Origin of the sequence: Tenacibaculum sp. nBUS_03, from assembly GCF_051201695.1 — a bacterium.
In the GTDB taxonomy this organism is placed as follows: domain Bacteria; phylum Bacteroidota; class Bacteroidia; order Flavobacteriales; family Flavobacteriaceae; genus Polaribacter.
In genome coordinates this window covers 3,582,366-3,601,698 of sequence record NZ_CP179214.1, presented here as the reverse complement: position 1 = coordinate 3,601,698, position 19,333 = coordinate 3,582,366, and the positions used below count along the sequence as shown (strand labels likewise).

The 19,333-nt window shown below is 31.0% G+C and carries 18 protein-coding genes and 1 riboswitch; of the genes, 3 read left to right on the top strand and 15 right to left on the bottom strand.

Features of this window, described 5'->3' with window-relative positions; genetic code table 11:
- Position 1: 1 nt before the first annotated feature.
- The 3 genes from ACMFBB_RS16360 to ACMFBB_RS16350 all read right to left on the bottom strand — a co-directional run bounded on the left by ACMFBB_RS16360 (position 2) and on the right by ACMFBB_RS16350 (position 3,991).
- Positions 2 to 985, bottom strand: a complete 984-nt coding sequence (locus tag ACMFBB_RS16360) for a hypothetical protein (RefSeq protein WP_435261808.1) — start codon at positions 983 to 985, stop codon at positions 2 to 4.
- A gap of 166 nt (positions 986 to 1,151) precedes the next feature.
- Positions 1,152 to 1,631, bottom strand: a complete 480-nt coding sequence (locus tag ACMFBB_RS16355; RefSeq protein WP_435261807.1) for a thioredoxin family protein — start codon at positions 1,629 to 1,631, stop codon at positions 1,152 to 1,154.
- A 5-nt stretch (positions 1,632 to 1,636) separates the two neighbouring features.
- On the bottom strand, positions 1,637 to 3,991 hold the full coding sequence (locus ACMFBB_RS16350) for a TonB-dependent receptor (RefSeq protein WP_435261806.1): 2,355 nt from the start codon (positions 3,989 to 3,991) through the stop codon (positions 1,637 to 1,639).
- A gap of 198 nt (positions 3,992 to 4,189) precedes the next feature.
- Between ACMFBB_RS16350 and ACMFBB_RS16345 the strand changes: the two genes are divergently transcribed.
- The 3 genes from ACMFBB_RS16345 to ACMFBB_RS16335 all read left to right on the top strand — a co-directional run bounded on the left by ACMFBB_RS16345 (position 4,190) and on the right by ACMFBB_RS16335 (position 6,963).
- Positions 4,190 to 5,167 (top strand): sensor histidine kinase, encoded by a 978-nt coding sequence (locus ACMFBB_RS16345; protein ID WP_435261805.1) that lies wholly within the window; start codon positions 4,190 to 4,192, stop codon positions 5,165 to 5,167.
- On the top strand, positions 5,161 to 5,868 hold the full coding sequence (locus ACMFBB_RS16340) for a LytR/AlgR family response regulator transcription factor (protein ID WP_435261804.1): 708 nt from the start codon (positions 5,161 to 5,163) through the stop codon (positions 5,866 to 5,868). Before ACMFBB_RS16345 ends, ACMFBB_RS16340 begins: the two co-directional genes overlap by 7 nt.
- A 402-nt stretch (positions 5,869 to 6,270) precedes the next feature.
- A complete protein-coding gene (locus ACMFBB_RS16335) occupies positions 6,271 to 6,963 on the top strand; it encodes a nitroreductase family protein (RefSeq protein WP_435261803.1) in 693 nt (230 codons plus the stop codon).
- A gap of 66 nt (positions 6,964 to 7,029) precedes the next feature.
- On the opposite strand, the gene metF is transcribed toward ACMFBB_RS16335, so the two are convergent.
- The 12 genes from metF to ACMFBB_RS16275 form a co-directional block, all read right to left on the bottom strand.
- Positions 7,030 to 7,986 carry a methylenetetrahydrofolate reductase [NAD(P)H] gene (metF, locus tag ACMFBB_RS16330; protein ID WP_435261802.1) on the bottom strand — a complete coding sequence of 319 codons (957 nt, stop codon included), beginning with the start codon at positions 7,984 to 7,986 and terminating at the stop codon, positions 7,030 to 7,032.
- Positions 7,983 to 8,228 carry a hypothetical protein gene (locus tag ACMFBB_RS16325; RefSeq protein ID WP_435261801.1) on the bottom strand — a complete coding sequence of 82 codons (246 nt, stop codon included), beginning with the start codon at positions 8,226 to 8,228 and terminating at the stop codon, positions 7,983 to 7,985. Before ACMFBB_RS16325 ends, metF begins: the two co-directional genes overlap by 4 nt.
- Positions 8,229 to 8,238: 10 nt before the next feature.
- Entirely contained in the window at positions 8,239 to 10,914 is a 2,676-nt protein-coding gene (gene metH / locus ACMFBB_RS16320) for a methionine synthase (RefSeq protein ID WP_435261800.1), read from the bottom strand.
- A 172-nt stretch (positions 10,915 to 11,086) separates the two neighbouring features.
- Positions 11,087 to 12,091, bottom strand: a complete 1,005-nt coding sequence (locus ACMFBB_RS16315; protein ID WP_435261799.1) for a homocysteine S-methyltransferase family protein — start codon at positions 12,089 to 12,091, stop codon at positions 11,087 to 11,089.
- Positions 12,092 to 12,141: 50 nt separating this feature from the next.
- Positions 12,142 to 12,246: riboswitch (SAM riboswitch) on the bottom strand.
- A gap of 79 nt (positions 12,247 to 12,325) precedes the next feature.
- Positions 12,326 to 13,216, bottom strand: a complete 891-nt coding sequence (cysM, locus tag ACMFBB_RS16310; protein WP_435261798.1) for a cysteine synthase CysM — start codon at positions 13,214 to 13,216, stop codon at positions 12,326 to 12,328.
- A gap of 22 nt (positions 13,217 to 13,238) precedes the next feature.
- Positions 13,239 to 13,982 (bottom strand): serine O-acetyltransferase EpsC, encoded by a 744-nt coding sequence (gene epsC, locus ACMFBB_RS16305; RefSeq protein ID WP_435261797.1) that lies wholly within the window; start codon positions 13,980 to 13,982, stop codon positions 13,239 to 13,241.
- A 26-nt stretch (positions 13,983 to 14,008) separates the two neighbouring features.
- Entirely contained in the window at positions 14,009 to 14,341 is a 333-nt protein-coding gene (locus ACMFBB_RS16300; RefSeq protein WP_435261796.1) for a ferredoxin, read from the bottom strand.
- Positions 14,341 to 15,396, bottom strand: coding sequence for an NAD(P)/FAD-dependent oxidoreductase (locus ACMFBB_RS16295; RefSeq protein ID WP_435261795.1), 1,056 nt, complete (start codon positions 15,394 to 15,396; stop codon positions 14,341 to 14,343). The genes ACMFBB_RS16300 and ACMFBB_RS16295 overlap by 1 nt, the downstream gene beginning before the upstream one ends.
- Positions 15,397 to 15,483: 87 nt before the next feature.
- Complete coding sequence (locus ACMFBB_RS16290; RefSeq protein WP_435261794.1) at positions 15,484 to 16,065, bottom strand: precorrin-2 dehydrogenase/sirohydrochlorin ferrochelatase family protein; 582 nt, start codon at positions 16,063 to 16,065, stop codon at positions 15,484 to 15,486.
- The gene (gene cobA, locus ACMFBB_RS16285; RefSeq protein WP_435264323.1) at positions 16,062 to 16,829 is read right to left on the bottom strand and encodes a uroporphyrinogen-III C-methyltransferase; all 768 of its coding nucleotides are present in this window, start codon (positions 16,827 to 16,829) and stop codon (positions 16,062 to 16,064) included. Before cobA ends, ACMFBB_RS16290 begins: the two co-directional genes overlap by 4 nt.
- 11 nt (positions 16,830 to 16,840) lie before the next feature.
- Entirely contained in the window at positions 16,841 to 18,943 is a 2,103-nt protein-coding gene (locus ACMFBB_RS16280; protein WP_435261793.1) for a HEPN domain-containing protein, read from the bottom strand.
- A gap of 34 nt (positions 18,944 to 18,977) precedes the next feature.
- Positions 18,978 to 19,325, bottom strand: coding sequence for a 4Fe-4S dicluster domain-containing protein (locus tag ACMFBB_RS16275; protein WP_435261792.1), 348 nt, complete (start codon positions 19,323 to 19,325; stop codon positions 18,978 to 18,980).
- Positions 19,326 to 19,333 lie beyond the last annotated feature (8 nt).

Genomic DNA, 19,333 nt, shown 5'->3' with positions numbered 1-19,333 from the left:
TTTATAAGCTTTTTAAATATTGATTAACTATGGCATATCCTTCTACATCTAATGTGGTAGTGCCTATCCAAGGCATTTCTACGTTTCTAATTACATTATCTATTTTACCTTTTTTGTCTGGTATTCTTGTTTGTGATAAAGGTGTAGTATATCTAAAATCATATCTTTTACGAGCAGCTTTTGGTAAACCTGTAGGGTTATGACAATGTGCACAGTTCATTTGAAAATAGGCTCTTCCTTTTTCAGCTATAGTATATGCAGGGCTAACATAATCAGGTAGTACAGGTATTTTTGTGTGATTGAAATTATTTATCAACCCTAAATCTTGAAAATATTGTAACTGATTAATTGTAGTATTATTTCGTGTTATACCGATATTCATGTTCATTAGAGTTGGTCCTAATGGTTCTACTATTGAATTTTTTTGATGGCAAGTAGTACAATTCTGTTCAGTGGGAACTTCGTATCTAATTGAATTATTATTTCCATTAGGATCTATCCAATTCACATTTATACTAAGACCATCAAGTTTTAGTGTTGCGTCTGTTTGCGCATTATTCCATACATAAGTAGCAACATTCCATAAACCTGCTTCCTTAATTAATAATCGAGTTTCTATAATGTTTTTCCCTAAATTAGGATTTCGCTTGTCTTTATAGTAATAAAAAGTTTTTACTAGTATGGTTCCGTTTGGAAAATTAGGAATTCCATTATCTACCTTAATGATTTGACTTCCTGCTGGTAGTTTTACCAAGCGTTGTTTTTCTGCATAATTTACAAATAAAGAAGAAGATAATTCTATTAAATGATAATCTGAAGCAGGTGTTAAATCACTTGGATTACCTTGAAAAATATTATAATCTGATAATTTTTGTCGAAAGGTCACTGTATCTGGAGCAGGAATATAGCCTGTGTATTCTGAACAAGATATAAATATTCCTAAAATCATATAAAAACCAAGTTTAACTATTAAATTTCGTATCATCTTATTATTTTTTACACTAATTACAATGATAAGCGTAATGAAATCAAAAAAAATCAGTGAATTTATTAGTCTTTTCAGTGAAATATAAAAGAACTACTTGATAGTAGCTCTTTTGTAAGTTTTATGATTTATTTAGTATGTATTTTTATTTTACAACCAATAACCGCTATTTATTAGTAAGAATATCCTTCATTTTTTCGGGGGATAAATATTCAAAATAACGTTCTTTTATTGTAAAGTTTTTATTTAAAATTAAATTAGCAGGTAACGAAAAAGGACTGTTTTTCCTTGAGGCTAACAATAAAGGGATTTCGTGTATTGGTTTTCTGCTTTCATTTATTCGTTTGTTCGTGAATTTCTTACCATCAAATATAATAGTATCTAAAGATTCAGCATTCATTTTTACAGCATAATAATTATTGTTGAGTAGAGAAATAACTTTAGAGTCTTTAAAAGTTACTTTATCCATTTTTTTACAATATGCGCACCAATCAGTGTATAAGGAAATAAATACTTTTTTAGGTTTTACTGTTAAATAATATTCCAATTGTTCAAAGGAAATCCAATGTACAGAATTCTTCTGTGCTTTTACTTGTAAACAAAAACACAGAAGAATAACACAAACTAAAATGAATGGTTTTTTCATATTAATTAATGGAACTTTCCAAATTTAATACCTACAAAAAAGGTTTGTGGTTGGTTAGGTCCATAAATATAACCAGAATCTCTTCCAGCTCCTACTTGGAAATCATCTTGATAAGCATTAAAGAGGTTTCTTACACCTGCGGAAATGGTAGTCATAAAGTTTTCGTTAAAATCAACATGCTTTTCTAACTTTAGATTCAAATCAAAAAACGATGGTGAATTATTAAGTTGTAAAAATCCAGAATCGCTTACAATCAAAGGAACAATCATACTCCCTGTATAAGTCCCTGTAAGATCTATATTAAACTTTTTGCTAGGAATCCAAGAAGTATTAAAATATCCGTAAATATCAGGAGTTCGTATAAAGTTATTAATAATTACATTGCTTTCTCCAGAAACAGTCCCATCTGATTCAAATAATACTTCAGATGTCTTATATTTTGAGTTTTGCACCGTACCTCCTAATTGAAATTTCCATTTTGGATTTGGTGAAATACCTACTTCAAAATTAACACCGTACACCTTTGCACCTGAACCGTTACGAATTTCCTCTAAGATAGAACCATTAGCTAAACTAGCTCCAGTACTTACATTAATAAATGGATTTTCTAAAGAGGTATAGAAACCTTCTAATAAGAAATCCATTTGTAATAATCCTTTGGTTTTAGAATAGTTAAAAGAGGCTGTATATGCGTTAGAAAATTCTGATTTTAAATTATCTGATAAGATAAGAAATTGTTGCTCTCCTCCGACATTTGCAATATGAAAATCTTCGTTATATGCCTGTGGTGTTCTAAAACCTCTAGCGTATCCCGCTCTAAATTTTAACCTTTTTGTAAATTGATAAGAAGCTGTAAGGCGAGGTGAAAATACAGTTTGATTTACATTAGCACTTCTATTAATATTTTCAATAGTATATGCTCCTTTTACCGAAATATTATCTAGACGTCCACCTAAAAGTGCAGTAAATTTATCTGTAGGTTTCCATTCATATTGAACATAAGTTCCCAAGGTATTTACAGTTTGATCTATAATTCTATTATAACCAGCAATCTGGTCTTCCGTATTAGAATGGTTATATTCTATACCAGCAGTAATTACATCTTTGTTTTTGAGTGATTTTGTGTACTGTAAACCATTCACCCAAGCTAAATCTTTAGTTTTTCCGTAGGCATTGGTGGCAGTAATGCTATCTTGTCTTGTGCGTGCACCGCCTAAACCACCATAATAACTATCTCTATCGGTATAAGAAGCCGAAGTGTATATTTGAAATTTCCCTGAATCATCTTTACTATACAATTCATAATTTGCTCCACCAATAAAAGTGTCATGATTTAACTCTTCGGTAATATCTGTAAAATGAGGTGCTAAGTTTAAACGATCTCCACCTCGTCTATACTCTTGAATAGCATTTAAATTTATAGATATTTTACTTTTTTCGGTTGGTTTTACAAAAGCTTTTGCACCAAGAGTGTTGTTTTTTAGTACTGTAATTTCAGTAAAACCATCGTTATTAGCATCATAAGAGTCTCTATTTCTATATGCACCAAATACAGAAATACCACTATTTAAATCGTCAGAAACCAAAGAATTGTTTAAAGTTAGGTTTGTATCTGTTGTTTTACCATCAATTAAAGCAAAATTAGTACCTATTTCCCAAGTGTTGATAATGGGATCTTTGGTAATAACATTTACTGTACCTGCAATAGCGCTAGAACCATAAAGTGATGACCCTCCTCCTCTTACTACTTCTATACGTTCAATAATACTAGTAGGAATTTGTTCTAACCCATATACACCAATTAAAGATGAAAATACGGGACGGCTATTAACTAAAATCTGAGTATAGCCACCTGCCAAACCATTTAATCTTACATCTGTGAAACCACAATTTTGGCAATTGGTTTCTACACGTACACCAGGAGCATAATTTAATCCGTCTGCTACAGATAAAGATTGTGTTGCCTTTAATAATCTAGTTTTTAACGTAGATACCACTACTGGAGCTGTTCTTTTTTCCACTCGATTTCTGGTAGCGGTTACTACAACTTCGTCCAAGCCTAAAACATCTTCAATAAGCTGAAAATCTATGATAATTGCTTTATTCTTAGCGCTAATTTTTTTAGTTATTTTTCTAAAACCTTGCGAACTGATTTTAATTGTTTGTTTGCCCAAAGGAATTTCTAATTCGTACACTCCGTTTTCATTGGTTGTAGTGCCTTGGACACCTCCTTTTATATAAACTGAAACATATGGAATGGGGGTGTTGTTAGTATCAGTAATTGTACCCGATAGTTTTGTTTGTGCTGAAATTAAGCATGAAAAAAGTAGTAGTAGTGTTAATGTTATGTAGTTCTTCATTTTATTATTTTCGGCGAAAATAAGTTTATTCTTAACGGTTCTAAATAAGAATTGTTGTTTTTCAATTAAATCGTATTATTCTTCAGTCAATAGAATTAATCATTTACTACTGAATCAATTAACTATTTTACTTAGGTTTAATCTTAATTAACTGAATAAAATCAAAACTTAACAAATAATATTTTAATTTTGAATATTATGAAACGTATCCAAAAACAATATATTTATTGGATAATATATACTTTTTTATTGTATGTGTTATTTGAATATATTTTGAAAGCAAGGAACTCTATTGAACATTCAATAACATTTTTAATTTCACAATTTTTAGCATTTTATATAAACTACAGACTCTTAATCCCTATTTTATTTGCAAAAAAAAGATATGTAGCATTTAGTTTTTTAAACATTTTATTACTCACAATTTGTGCACTTGTTATTACAATTATCGAAGATGGTTTACCAAATAATGGACATTATGCTTTTGAAACAATAATGGCTCACTCAGCACCCGTATTTATAGGTGTTTTTACTGCTTTCATTTTTAATAATTATTATGAGCAATTAAAAAACGAGACAAAAGAAAAGGAAAGAATTACTGCTGAAAAAAATTTTCTTATTCAACAAATTAACCCTCATTTTTTATTCAATACTTTAAATAATATTTATTCTCTTACTTTAGAAAAAAATCTAAAAGGTGCTGAAGCAATAATGCAATTATCAAAAATGTTAGATTATTCGTTATATGGAAATAAAAAAGAGTATGTACCTCTATTAGATGAAATAAAATACATTAGTAATTTTATTGATTTATTCAAGTTAAAAGATGAAGATATTAAAAATGTTGTTTTTGAATATAAAAAAGTAGATGTAAATAGTAATATAGCCCCTATGTTATTAGTACCTTTTGTTGAAAATGCTTTTAAGCATGGTAATATTGAAAATTTAGATCAAGGAAGAATAACTATAAGATTATCATCAAACCATGATGAAATTAACTTTTTATGCGTTAACTCATACAGTAAAAATAAAAAAGTAGACCTAGTGGGGGGAATAGGAATTAAAAATGTTTCTAGAAGGTTAGCTTTGTTATACCCTAAAAAACACTCTCTGTCCATTAGCAATGTGAATGGACAATATAAAGTTTCTTTAAAAATAATTACAAAATTATGTTAAAATGTATAATTGTAGATGATGAACAACCCGCAAGAAAACTTCTTGAAAGCTACTGTAAAAAAATTAAAGACGTGAAAGTTATAGGTACCTATAAATCTGGCTTAGATACTTTAACTATTTTAAAAGAAGAACAAATAGATATTTTATTTTTAGATATTCAAATGCCTGATATTTCGGGTATAGATTTTTTAAAATCATTAAAATTATATCATACCAAAGTCGTTTTTACAACAGCTTATAGAGATTATGCTTTTGAAGGATTTGAATTAGGCACGTTAGATTATTTGTTAAAGCCTATTGAATTTCATCGCTTTGTAAAAACAATAGAAAAAATAAAAGATGTACAGCAAAAACCACAGAAACTAGAAATAAAAGATAAAGGTATAGAGGAAAGTTTGATTATTCGATCTGACAAAAAACAGTATAGAATTCAAACTTCTGAAATCTTATTTGTAAAATCAGAAAACGAATATGTAAAATACGTAACTAAAAACCATGGTAATTTGATGGTATATGGTTCATTAAAAAAAGTAATAAACTCTTTTACTAATAGTGAAAAACTTATTAGAATTCATCGTTCTTATATTGTCAATTTAGCACACATAAGTTATGTTGAAGGGAATAGAGTGTGTATAAATGGGAAACACCACATACCTGTTAGTGAAACTTATCGATTAAGCTTTTTTAAAACTTGGAAATAAGATATTAAATCATACATGTTTTTATATTTAGTTTTAATTTTTAATGAGGAGATGACACCTACTTTTAATGTTTTTTAAAATTAAGTTTTATTATTTACAATATTGACATTTATTGAATAAAATAATAGATTAAAATACCCCAATTAAAATTTTAGTTACCCTTCAAAACAAGCTTTTTAAATAAAAATTCCAATATCTACTTCTAAAAATAAAAAGAAGAAAATTAAGTGCTTTACATCATAAGCCCTTAAGACACTTTACTTGTCATTTATTATTATACTTTACAGTTTCAATCAATAATAAACTATAAAAATAATTGCTTAACTTAACAGTCTAAAACAATAATTTACAACACCTTAACTTAAATCATAAATTAAGGAGAGAACATATAAAATAAATAAAATGGGACTTTCAAAAAGCATCAATATCAATGGATACAATCATATCAAATTTGATTCAATTAAAATATCCAAAAAAGAAATGATTGAAAAAAGTAAGATTTTCTATCAATGGATTAACAAAAGAAGATCTGTAAGAGAGTTCTCCTCCGAGGCAATACCAAAAGAGGTCATTGAAAATATTATTAAAAGTGCATCAACTGCTCCTTCTGGTGCACATCATCAACCTTGGACATTTTGTGCTGTATCTAATCCTTTTATAAAAGCTAAAATCAAAATTGCCGCTGAAATTGAGGAAAAAGAAGGGTATGAACGTAGAATGAGCGAACGTTGGAAAAAAGATCTTGAGCATTTGGCCACTGATATGCATAAACCTTTTTTAGAAGATGCGCCATGGTTAATTGTTGTTTTTAAAAAAGCATATGATTTTGATGTAAACGGAGAAAAATGTAATAATTACTATGTAAATGAATCAATAGGAATTGCTTGCGGAATGCTTATTTCAGCTATTCATAATGCGGGGTTAGTAACACTTACACATACTCCTAGTCCTATGAATTTTTTAGCAAGTATATTAGATAGACCAATTAATGAAAGAGCTTTTTTATTGCTTCCTGTTGGGTACCCAAAAGTTCCTGTTTATGTACCTGATTTAAAAAGAAAAACTTTAGATGAAATGGCTGTTTTTTATGAATAAAAAAAACTTAAAGTAATTCCCCTTTTTAAATAGCATTCAAAAAGGGGCACTATTTTAAAAATTGAATTAAAAAACTTCACTAGCAATAGCTTTTATATTACTTGATTTTCCCATTGAATAATAATGTACCACAGGAACTCCTGCTTTTATTAACTCTTTACTTTGATGAATAGCCCATTCAATTCCCACTTGCCTTACTTCTTTATTATTTTTACAGTTTTCAACTGAATTTACTAAATCTTGAGGTAAATCTAATCTGAAAATTTGTGGTAAAATGTGTAAATGTCTTTTTACTGCTAAGGGCTTTATTCCTGGGATAATGGGTACATTGATTCCTATTTCTTTCGCTCTCTTAACAAAATTGAAATATTTAGAATTATCAAAAAACATTTGAGTTACTACATAATCAGCACCAGCATCTACTTTTTCTTTTAATCGTTTTAAATCACTCTCTAAACTCGGTGACTCTAGGTGTTTTTCTGGATACCCAGCAACCCCTATGCAAAAGTTAGCTTTATAAGGGGTTTCTATAATTTCATGTAGATATTTCCCTTTATTTAAATCACTAATTTGCCCTACTAAATCAGAAGCGTAAGTATTTCCTCCATTAGAAGCTTTAAAATATTGCTGATCTTTTCTTGCGTCTCCTCTCAAGGCCATCACGTTATCTAATCCTAAATAATGACAATCAACCAATACATATTCTGTTTCTTCTTTTGTAAATCCACCACATAAAACATGTGGAATTGCATCTACATCATACTTGTATTTTAATGATGCACAAATCCCCACAGTTCCAGGACGCATTCTAGTTATTTTCTGTTCTAACAGTCCATTTTCTTTTGGTATATAAACATGCTCTTCCCTTGATGTTGTTACATCAATAAAAGGAGGTTTAAATTCCATTAAAGGATCAATATTATCATATAGCTCTTGTATATTTTGCCCTTTTTGTGGTGGGACTATTTCAAAAGAGAACAACGTTTTATCTTTTGCTTTTCTTATATGGTCGGTAACTTTCATTTTTCTAATAATTGTTTTTTAACAAAATCATATGGTTCTTGATATTCCCAATAAATCAGTCTTTCATCTATATAATCAGTTAGTACATATTTATTACTTAAAGATTTAATTTTATTGATTGCTATTACTTTTGGAGAGAATTCCCCTACAATTACCTCCTCAGTAATTTCTTTATTATTTTCATCATACCCATGAGAAATAATATGATTTTTTACATTTAATTCTATAAATTTTGTATTCACTCTTACCTTTTTAATTGTCAGCAATTGCTGGATGAAGCCATTTCCTTGCTTTATCTAGAGAAATATTCTTTCTAGTTGCAAAATCTCTTACTTGATCATCAGTTATTTTCCCTACTCCAAAATACTTAGCTTCTTCATTTGCAAAATAGTATCCTGAAACAGCAGCAGCTGGCCACATTGCTAGGCTTTCTGTTAAGGTTACTCCAATTTTTTCTTCAACATTTAACAACTCCCAAATTGTTTCTTTCTCCAAATGATCAGGGCAAGCTGGATACCCAGGAGCTGGACGAATACCTTTATAATTTTCTTTTATTAAATCTTCATTTGATAAATTTTCATCTGCACAATATCCCCAATGTATTGTTCGCACTCTATGATGTAAATACTCTGCAAAAGCTTCTGCAAAACGATCAGCAATGGCCTGTACCATAATTCCATTGTAATCATCATCATTGCTTTTATAGGTATTCGCTAATTCATCAGCACCAAAAATAGCTGTACAAAATGCTCCCATATAGTCTGTTTTATTAGATTCTGATGGGGCTATAAAATCTGATAAAGCAAAGCTTGGTTTATCATCTCTCTTTTTTAATTGTTGACGAAGTGTTCTAAAAACAGCAATTTCTTCTCCTTTTTTCTTAATTGAGATATCATCATCATTGATGGTATTGGCCTCAAACAATCCAAAAATAGCCTTAGGTTTTAGTAACTGATTATCAACAATTTTTTGAAGCATATTTTGGGCATCTTCGTACAAACTAGTAGCCTGTTCACCAACAATATCATCAACCAAAATAGCAGGAAATTTCCCATGTAAATCCCAAGATCTAAAAAAAGGAGACCAGTCAATGAACGGTATCAACTCTTTTAAACTCAACTGCTTTAATGTTTGAACTCCAAGCTCTTTTGGTTTTGAAATATTTGATGTATTCCAATCTATTTTATACTTTCGCTTACGAGCCTCTTCAATAGTTATATATGCTTTCGATTTTCCTCTTTTAAGAAACTTTTCACGAAACTCTTCATAATCTTTTTTAAGTTTTGCTACATACTCATTTTTGGTATTCTTATTTAACAAATCCCCCACAACAGTAACCGCCCTAGAAGCATCATTTACATGGACTACCGCATTTTTATATTGCGTGTCAATTTTAACAGCTGTATGTGCTTTTGAGGTTGTTGCTCCTCCAATTAATAAAGGAACTTCAAAATTTTGGCGCTCCATTTCTTTAGCTAAATACACCATTTCATCTAAAGAAGGTGTAATTAAACCGCTTAATCCTATGGCATCAACATTTTCCTTTTTGGCTGTTTCAATAATTTTTTCGGGAGGTACCATAACCCCTAAATCAACAATTTCATAGTTATTACAACCTAATACTACAGAAACAATATTTTTACCAATATCATGAACATCACCTTTAACAGTAGCCATTAAAACCTTTCCTAAGGCTTGTTGTTTTTCTCCTTTTTCAGCTTCAATAAAAGGGTTTAAATATCCAACAGCTTTTTTCATTACGCGTGCAGATTTTACCACTTGAGGTAAAAACATTTTTCCTGCACCAAATAAATCTCCTACAACATTCATTCCCACCATTAAATTCCCCTCAATTACATGTAAAGGTCGCTCTACACCTAAACGTGCTTCTTCAGCATCTTCAATAATATAAGTATCTATTCCTTTTACTAAAGCGTGTGTTATTCTTTCTTGCAATGGTAATTTACGCCACTCTAATGCTTTTCCATCATCTTCTTTCTTTTTTCCCTTTACTGTTTCAGCAAAATCTAACAAACGTTCAGTAGCATCATCACGTCTATCTAAAATTACATCTTCAATATGTTCTAATAAATCTTTTGGAATATCGTCATACACCTCCAACATCGTAGGATTTACAATTCCAATATTCATTCCTGCTTGAATGGCGTAGTATAAAAAAACAGAGTGCATTGCCTCTCTTACACTATTATTTCCTCTAAAAGAAAATGACACATTACTAACACCTCCACTCACACTTACATTAGGTAAATTTTCACGTACCCAGCGAGTGGCCTCAATAAAGTCTATCGCATTTTTACGATGTTCTTCCATACCAGTAGCAACAGGGAATATGTTTAAATCAAAAATAATGTCTTCAGAAGGAAACCCTACTTTATCTACCAATACTCTATATGAACGCTCAGCTATTTCTATCCTTCGTTCATAATTATCAGCCTGCCCTACTTCATCAAAAGCCATTACTATCACTGCTGCTCCATATCTCTTTATTTGAGTAGCTTCCCAAATAAATTTTTCTTCACCTTCTTTTAAACTAATGGAATTTACAACAGACTTTCCTTGAACAACTTGTAAACCAGCTTCAATAATTCCCCATTTTGAGCTATCTATCATAATAGGAACGCGACAAATATCTGGTTCAGCAGCTATAAGATTTAAAAAACGTACCATGGCTTCTTTTCCATCAATTAAGCCATCATCCATATTAATATCGATAATTTGAGCTCCTCCATCAACCTGGTGTCTTGCTATAGCCAAAGCTTCATCAAATTTTTCTTCTTTAATCAATCGTAAAAATTTTCTTGAGCCAGCTACATTAGTTCGCTCTCCTACGTTTATGAAATTACTTTCAGGCGTAATTATTAAGGGCTCTAAACCACTTAATTTCATATTTTTTCTTTCTTCAATCATCTATCTATATAATTCAGGAAATTCAACATCTAATAATTTTGTAATCTGTTTTGAATATTCAGTTAAATTAGCTGACAGCTTCAAATACATGACATTCTTTATAAACAGCCATATATATTATTTCTTTGAAAGAAGTTAATAACCATTCTATATTTTTATTAATCATAATTACCTACTTTTTTAATTCTAAAATTCTTCTTGGCTTATAATTAGAAGCTAACTCAGCAATAGCTTTAATGTGAGCAGGTCTTGTTCCACAACAACCTCCAATAATATTTATTAAATCTTTCTTTAAATATTCTTCAATTTGACTTGCTGTTTCTTGGGGTGTCTCATCATATTCACCAAAAGCATTTGGTAATCCAGCATTTGGATGAGCAGAAATAGCAAAATCTGTTTTTGAAGCAATTGCCTCTAAATGAGGTTGCAAAAGATTAGCTCCTAAAGCACAATTAAACCCTACAGATAATAAAGGAATATGAGAAATTGAAATAAGAAAAGCTTCAGCTGTTTGTCCTGACAATGTTCTACCAGAAGCATCAGTTATTGTTCCAGAAACCATAATAGGAACATCAATGTTTCGCTCTCCTTTTACTTCTTCAATAGCAAATAAAGCTGCCTTTGCATTTAAAGTATCAAAAATAGTTTCAACTAATAAAATATCCGCTCCTCCATCAATTAAAGCCTCTACTTGTTCTTTATAAGCTTTCCGTAATTCATCAAAAGTTACTGCTCTATATCCAGGATCATTAACATCTGGAGACATGCTTGCTGTTCTATTGGTTGGTCCTATCGAACCTGCTACAAATCTAGGTTTATGAGGCTCTTTTTCTGTAAACTCTTGAGCTACTTCTTTCGCTATTTTTGCTGATTCATAATTTAGCTCATATACCAAATTTTCCATTTGGTAATCTGCCATGGCAATTGTGGTTCCAGAAAAAGTATTTGTTTCAATAATATCTGCACCTGCAGCAAAATACTTTCTATGAACTTCTTTTACCGCCTCAGGTTGAGTTATTGACAATAAATCGTTATTACCTTGTAAAGGTGAAGGGTAATCTTTAAAACGTTCTCCACGAAAATCTTCTTCAGTAAATTTATATTCCTGAAGCATGGTACCCATTGCTCCATCGAGCACTAGAATTCGTTGTTGTATTTCTTTATAAATGTTTGACATTCCTGATATTTAATAGTAATGTTATCAGGAAAAGAGAAGTAAAATTCTTTCCGTTATCTCCCTGCTCTCACAGTAGAATGTAGCACCTTCTTTGTTTACACAAAGGGTTGCTAAGGTTTCGTTGGGTCTAATCCCTCCACCTTTCTTGATAACATCATTAAGTTAATGAACAATAATATATTACAAATAAACGAATTATTTTTTATTTATCAATAAAAAAAAGTCTTTTGTTTATCAATATTCAAATAACTCTGAAGATAAATAGCGATCTCCTCTATCACAAACGATAGCTACAATTACTCCTTTTTCTATTGTTTTAGCTACGTCTAATGCTACATGCAAAGCACCACCACTACTCATTCCAGCCATTATACCTTCTTGTTTGGCAAGTTTACGGGTCATCTTTGTTGCCTCTTCTCTACTTACTTCTACTATTTTATCTACTTTTTTTCTATCGTAAATTTTTGGTAAGTATTCAGGTGACCACCTTCGTATTCCTGGAATTCTAGAACCTTCTTTAGGCTGAGCTCCTACTATTTTAATATTAGAGTTTTGCTCTTTCAAATAGGTTGAAACTCCCATAATAGTTCCAGTTGTTCCCATTGCAGAAACAAAGTGTGTAACTTCACCTTCAGTATCATTCCATATTTCAGGACCTGTACTTTTATAATGTGCTTTCCAGTTATCATTATTCTCAAACTGGTTTAACATAAAGTATCCTTTTTTATACCGCAATTCAAGTGCTTTGTCTCTTGACCCCTCAATACCCTTATTTTCAGGTGTTAAAATCACCTCAGCACCATACGATTTCATAGTTTTAATACGTTCTTCAGTTGCGTTTTCGGGCATTACTAAAACCATATTCACTCCTAAAACCTTTGCCATCAAAGCTAAAGCGATACCAGTGTTTCCACTAGTGGCTTCTACTAAATAATCACCTTTCTTGATATTTTTACGCTTAATAGCTTCAGCTATCATGTTGTAGGCTGCTCTATCTTTTACACTCCCCCCAGGATTGTTTCCTTCTAGCTTCAGTAATATTCGTACTCCTTTTTTATTTATAAGTGATGAAATTTCTACTAAAGGCGTATTACCAACACTATCTATTATTGTTTTGGTTTTCATTAATTCTTTTGTTTAATAAAAATCATTTTGCGTATGATTTTCTCATTATGATTTTATTTTCAGATTCGTACGTTACAATTACCCCTTCAGGTACTGAATCAATTACACACACATTTGCTCCTATAATACTATCTTTCCCTATTGTAACATTTCCTCCTAAAATTGTTGCATTTGCATAAATCGTTACATTACTTTCAATAGTAGGATGACGTTTAGTTAATGCTAATTCCTTTTTTACTTGAATTCCTCCTAATGTAACTCCTTGGTATATTTTAACATTGTTTTTTATAATTGTCGTTTCACCAATAACTATACCTGTAGCATGATCAATAAAAAAAGATTCTCCTATAATTGCACCTGGATGAATATCTGTCCCTGTAACACTATGTGCGTACTCACTCATCATTCTTGGTAGTACAGGTACTCCTATTTTATACAATTCATGACTTAAACGATATATAGCTATTGCATGAAAACCTGGGTATGCGAAATACACTTCTCCTAAAGTTTTACAAGCAGGATCAGTACTTTCAAAAGCTATAGCATCTAAATCTAATTGATCTCGAATTTCACAAAAAGACTGTTGGTAAAACGCCCAAATCTCATTTCCTTTAGGTATTTCTAAACCCTTACAAATATTAATAAATAACTCTTTTAAATGGTTTGCTGTTTCTTTACAAACATCATTGAATAACGCATAGAATAATTGCTTTGTAAAAACTTCTACATCATCTTTTAAAGATAAGTCATACTTTTTAAATTGCATTTTTAAAATTTATTTTACAAATGAAATTAACTTTCTGGGGCTAATTCAATCTCTAACCCTTCTAATCTGGGAGTTATTTGAATTTGACAACCTAAACGACTATTATCCTGTACATCAAAAGCTTCTGCCAACATAGCGTCTTCATCATCAGTTATTTCAGGTAATTCATGATTTGATTTCACATAACATTGACACGATGCACACATTGCCATTCCTCCACATACTCCTATCGTTCCTTCAGGAGCTAATTCATAAGAACGAACAACTTCCATCAAATTCATTGCCATATCTGTAGGTGCTATCACTTCGTGAATTATCCCCTCTCTGTCAGTAATTTTTATAGTAACATCTTGTTCCATTATTCTATGGCTTTTACCACTGCCTTAGGGGCTTCTTTTTTAGTACCATCAAAACCTTGAACACCACCAACAGTTGTATATTTCATTACATATTTTTTATCTGGATGTATTAATTGATAAGCACTTTGACACATCAAAGTAGCTTCATGAAACCCACATAAAATTAATTTTAATTTACCAGGATATGTATTCACATCTCCTATTGCATAAATACCAGGTATATTGGTTTGATAATCTAAAGCATTATTTACTTTAATTGCATTTTTTTCTATCTCTAGCCCCCAATTTCCTATAGGTCCTAATTTAGGCGCTAATCCAAATAATGGAATAAAATGATCTGTATCTAGAATATATGGCTCTTGTCCTTTCTGTTCAATTACAACCCCTGTTACATGATCATCTCCTAAAACCCCCTTTACCTCAGCAGGAGTAATTAAATTAATTCTACCTAAATTTTTTAATTCTTGAACTTTTTCAACTGAATCTAAAGCTCCTCTAAATTCATTTCTTCTATGAATTAATGTGACTGATTTTGCTACATCTGTTAAAAAAATAGACCAATCTAGTGCTGAATCTCCTCCTCCTGCAATTACTACATCTTTATCTCTATACAATTCAGGCTCTTTAATCATATATTCTATTCCAGAGTCTTCGAATTTTGTGATGTTATCTATTTTAGGTTTTCTAGGTTCAAAACTTCCTAACCCTCCAGCAATAGCAACTACGGGTGCTTGATGTTTTGTTCCTTTGTTTGTGGTTACTATAAAAGTTCCATCATCTTGCTTTTCAATAGTTTCTGCTCGTTCTCCTAATGTAAAACCTGGTTCAAACTGTTTAATTTGTTCAAGTAAATTTTTAGTTAAATCTCCAGCTAAAATTTCAGGATATGCAGGTATATCATAAATAGGCTTTTTTGGATAAATTTCAGAACATTGCCCTCCTGGCTGAGGTAATGCATCTATTAAATGACAACGTAATTTTAATAACCCTGCTTCAAAAACTGTAAATAACCCAGTTGGGCCTGCTCCAATAATTAATATATCTGTATGTATCATTTTATGTATTTGTGATTATTCTAAAAATAAGGATATCTATAATTTGTTTGATAAATGATATCTTATTCCTAATTTTTAATTAGAATTTTAATTGATTAAACCTTCTGTTAGTTTATTTAATGTTTGTACTTTTTTCTCAAAGTTTCCTTTGATTGTTTTTCTAAAACTATTTAAGTTTTCTACTAATTGATTAATATCTTCTGGCATTACTTCTTCAAAAAATTGTCGTAACCTTTTGGCTGTTGTAGGTGATTTCCCATTTGTTGAAATTGCAACTTTCACATTTCCTTTAGTAACAATTCCTCCCATATAAAAATCACAATAGGGTGGGTTATCCGCTACATTTACCAATTTATTTTCTGCTCTACAATCTTTATATACCTGTACATTAACCTCAGGAACATCAGTAGTAGCAATAACCATATGCTTTCCTGTTAAATACTCTTTTCTATAAACATTTTTAATCATTTTTACTGATGCTTTTTGAGCTTCTTTAATCGTATTCTTTCTATAATAGGGAGAAACCATTGTTACCTTAGCATCAGGACTTGACTTTAACAAAAAAGTAAGTTTTTCCTCAGCTACATAACCTCCTCCAATGATTAAAACCTCTAACTCATTTACCTTTAAAAAAACAGGATATAAATTATTTCTTTCTTTATCTATCATACCACACTTTTTAAAACTACTTCTTGTTTTACTTCCAATAACTGTTGACGGTGTTTTACCACTTCTCCTAATACAATAATTGCAGGGTTACTCAATTTATTTTTATGAACCACTCCCTCAATAGTAGCAACCGTTCCTATTCCTATTTTTTCTTCAGGTGTTGTTCCATTTTGAATAATAGCTACTGATAGGTCAGACTTTCCTTCTTTTTTAAAAAGAGATACTATCTCTGATAACTTTCCCATTCCCATTAAAACAACTACTGTAGCATTTGATTTTGCTGCCAAGCTAACATCATCAGACAATTTATGTTGTTTTGTTGTTCCTGTTATGACCCAAAAACTTTCTGAACTACCTCTTTTTGTTAATGGTATATTTTGATATGCTGGTACCGCTAATGATGATGAAATTCCTGGAACAACAGCTACTTCAAATCCGTATTTGGCTGCATACTCCATTTCTTCAGCTCCTCTCCCAAATATAAATGGATCTCCTCCTTTTAAACGAACCACATGACCATGAGAAAATCCTCTTGCCACGATTAACTCATTAATTTGTTCTTGTTGATAACGGTAGCACCCTCTTCTTTTACCTACAAAAATTAATTCTGCTTTTGGATTAATATAATCTAAAAGTTCTGGGTTTACTAAAGCATCATATAAAACTACATTAGCATTTTTTAATGCTTTTATAGCTTTTAATGTGATTAGATCAACATCTCCTGGGCCTGCTCCTACTACTGTTAATTTAGGTTGTTTTTTCATCATTATCCCTTTTAACTTTCTACTTCTACTTTTCGGAAAGCATCTATTGTTTTATAAAATGCTTTTGCTTCTTGCAAATATTTATTCGCAAATGTTTCAGTAGGTTGATTTTTATTTATTTGATATACTAAATCTGAAAATGTTGTTGACAATTTAATTTTCTTTGTTTCAACAAACACTTCATCAAAATTCCTTATGATTCCTGCCTGAGTATTTGTCTTTTTCCCTTCAGATGTTAACAGTGCTTTTGCTGTATTTACAATCGCAGAATACGCATGATAAATACTATCAGACCACTGTTTCTGTTTAAAAGCCTCAGTCGCATTTTCTAATTTCTCCTCACTTTCAAAAAGTAAGGTTGCAATTAAATCTATTACTACACCTGCACATTCACCAACTCCAATTGCTTTAACGTAATTTTTATCATGTCCCCAATCAATAAAATCATCTTCATTTAAATTGGTGGTATCAGACAAGTGTTTTAAAATATCGTAGAAATATGTTTTCCCATTTCTATCATAATACGCTAAGAAATCCTCTTCCTCTTCTTTATTACTTTCAAAATCGTTTAATAAAGTTCTTAAAGCTTCTGGTCCTCTTTTACTAGGTATTTTTACTAGTTTGTCTGAAAATCTACCGTTTCCATTCCCCACAATACCACCTCCTATTAATACTTGTAATGCAGGCGCTAACAATTTCCCTACTTTTACAGACATTCCTTGAAAGCCTATGTGTGCCATATTATGTTGACCACAAGCATTCATACAACCACTAATTTTTATGGTTACTTCTTTACTAGTAAGATATTCAGGATATTCTGTTTTAAAAACACGCTCTAATTCTCCAGCAATTCCTGTACTACTTGCAATACCTAAGTTACACGTATCAGTTCCAGGACATGCTGTAATATCAGCTGTACTATTATACCCCACCTCGGTGAACCCTAATTTTTGTAACTCTACATAAAAGAAAGGCAAAAAGTCTTCTCTAACATGGCGAATTAATATATTTTGTCTTAATGTAAAACGTAGTTCGTTTGCTGCATATTTCTTTATCAAATCAGCTAATAATCGTGCTTTGTCTGTATAAAAATCTCCTAAATGAACTTTAATTCCAACTGCATATAAACCATGTTGCTTCTGTTTTATAACATTAACTTTCTTCCATTTTTCGTATGCTTTTTGGTCTGCTATTACTACTGATGGAGCTTGTAAAGTTTCAAAATTAATTTTTTGTTCAAACTTTGATGTATCAATAGGGTAAGACTGATAAACCAATGCTTTTCTTTCTGCTTCAACTAAAGTTAAAAATTTATCTAACCCTAAATCTTTTACCAAAAATTTTAAACGTGCTTTTGCTCTTTTTGAACGTTCGCCATGACGATCAAATACACGCAAAACTCCTTCGATTGTTGGTATTAACAAATCGCCTTCTAAAAACTCATACATTACGTCTGCATGGCGAGGTTGAGAACCTAATCCTCCAGCTAATAAAACTTTAAATCCTTTTATTGCTTTTCCTTCAACTATTTTATTTTTAGCTATGAAACCTAAATCATGCATAAAGCTTATTGCAGTATCTTCATCAGTTGCCGAAAATGACATTTTAAACTTTCGTCCCATTTCTTGACAAATTGGATTGCGTAAGAAAAATTCAAAAGTAGCATGTGCATATGGACTCACATCAAAAGGTTCATTGATATCTATTCCTGCTGTTTCTGAGGCAGTAACATTCCTAACAGCATTTCCACATGCTTCTCGTAATGTGATATCATCTTTTTCTAATTGAGCCCATAATTCAGGTGTTCTATCTAAACTTACATAGTGAATTTGAATATCTTGACGTGTAGTTATATGTAACCGCCCCCTTGAATATTCATCAGAAACATCAGCTATTCTATGTAATTGTTCGCTAGATACTTTTCCATAGGGTAATTTAATACGAATCATTTGTACTCCTAATTGGCGTTGACCATATACACCTCTTGCCAAACGTAAGCTTCTAAAACGCTCTTCATCTATCTTTCCTTCTTTAAATAAACTTATTTTACGTTCTAATTCAAGGATATCTTTTTCTACAACCGGATTCTCTATTTCTGATCTAAAACTTTGCATGATTTTTAATTATTTGCTTGTAAAAGCATTAATACTAATTGTGTAATAGTTGTTGTTTTGCTAATAACTCGTCTTCTGTTTCTACATGATTATCATCAGGTACACAACAATCTACAGGGCATACTGCAGCACATTGAGGTTCTTCGTGAAACCCTTTACATTCAGTACATTTATCAGGAACTATGAAATAATATTCATCAGAAACTGGCTCTTGAACTTCATCGGCATCTATTTGTTCACCACTAGGTAATTGAACTTCCCCCTCTAAAGATGTTCCTTGGCTATAATTCCAGTCATCGGCTCCTTCATAAATTGCAGTATTAGGGCATTCTGGTTCACAAGCTCCACAATTAATACATTCATCTGTTATTATTATTGCCATCGTTTTAT

Bases quoted from the DNA above. Each gene is read 5' to 3' on its own strand.
- metF (WP_435261802.1), bottom strand. From the start codon at position 7,986: ATGAAAGTTACCGACCATATAAGAAAAGCAAAAGATAAAACGTTGTTC.
- ACMFBB_RS16335 (WP_435261803.1), top strand. From the start codon at position 6,271: ATGGGACTTTCAAAAAGCATCAATATCAATGGATACAATCATATCAAA.
- ACMFBB_RS16345 (WP_435261805.1), top strand. From the start codon at position 4,190: ATGAAACGTATCCAAAAACAATATATTTATTGGATAATATATACTTTT.
- cysM (WP_435261798.1), bottom strand. From the start codon at position 13,216: ATGAAAACCAAAACAATAATAGATAGTGTTGGTAATACGCCTTTAGTA.
- ACMFBB_RS16300 (WP_435261796.1), bottom strand. From the start codon at position 14,341: ATGGAACAAGATGTTACTATAAAAATTACTGACAGAGAGGGGATAATT.
- metH (WP_435261800.1), bottom strand. From the start codon at position 10,914: ATGATTGAAGAAAGAAAAAATATGAAATTAAGTGGTTTAGAGCCCTTA.
- ACMFBB_RS16295 (WP_435261795.1), bottom strand. From the start codon at position 15,396: ATGATACATACAGATATATTAATTATTGGAGCAGGCCCAACTGGGTTA.
- ACMFBB_RS16360 (WP_435261808.1), bottom strand. From the start codon at position 985: ATGATACGAAATTTAATAGTTAAACTTGGTTTTTATATGATTTTAGGA.
- cobA (WP_435264323.1), bottom strand. From the start codon at position 16,829: ATGAAAAAACAACCTAAATTAACAGTAGTAGGAGCAGGCCCAGGAGAT.
- ACMFBB_RS16340 (WP_435261804.1), top strand. From the start codon at position 5,161: ATGTTAAAATGTATAATTGTAGATGATGAACAACCCGCAAGAAAACTT.
- ACMFBB_RS16290 (WP_435261794.1), bottom strand. From the start codon at position 16,065: ATGATAGATAAAGAAAGAAATAATTTATATCCTGTTTTTTTAAAGGTA.
- ACMFBB_RS16350 (WP_435261806.1), bottom strand. From the start codon at position 3,991: ATGAAGAACTACATAACATTAACACTACTACTACTTTTTTCATGCTTA.
- ACMFBB_RS16280 (WP_435261793.1), bottom strand. From the start codon at position 18,943: ATGCAAAGTTTTAGATCAGAAATAGAGAATCCGGTTGTAGAAAAAGAT.
- ACMFBB_RS16315 (WP_435261799.1), bottom strand. From the start codon at position 12,091: ATGTCAAACATTTATAAAGAAATACAACAACGAATTCTAGTGCTCGAT.
- epsC (WP_435261797.1), bottom strand. From the start codon at position 13,982: ATGCAATTTAAAAAGTATGACTTATCTTTAAAAGATGATGTAGAAGTT.
- ACMFBB_RS16355 (WP_435261807.1), bottom strand. From the start codon at position 1,631: ATGAAAAAACCATTCATTTTAGTTTGTGTTATTCTTCTGTGTTTTTGT.
- ACMFBB_RS16275 (WP_435261792.1), bottom strand. From the start codon at position 19,325: ATGGCAATAATAATAACAGATGAATGTATTAATTGTGGAGCTTGTGAA.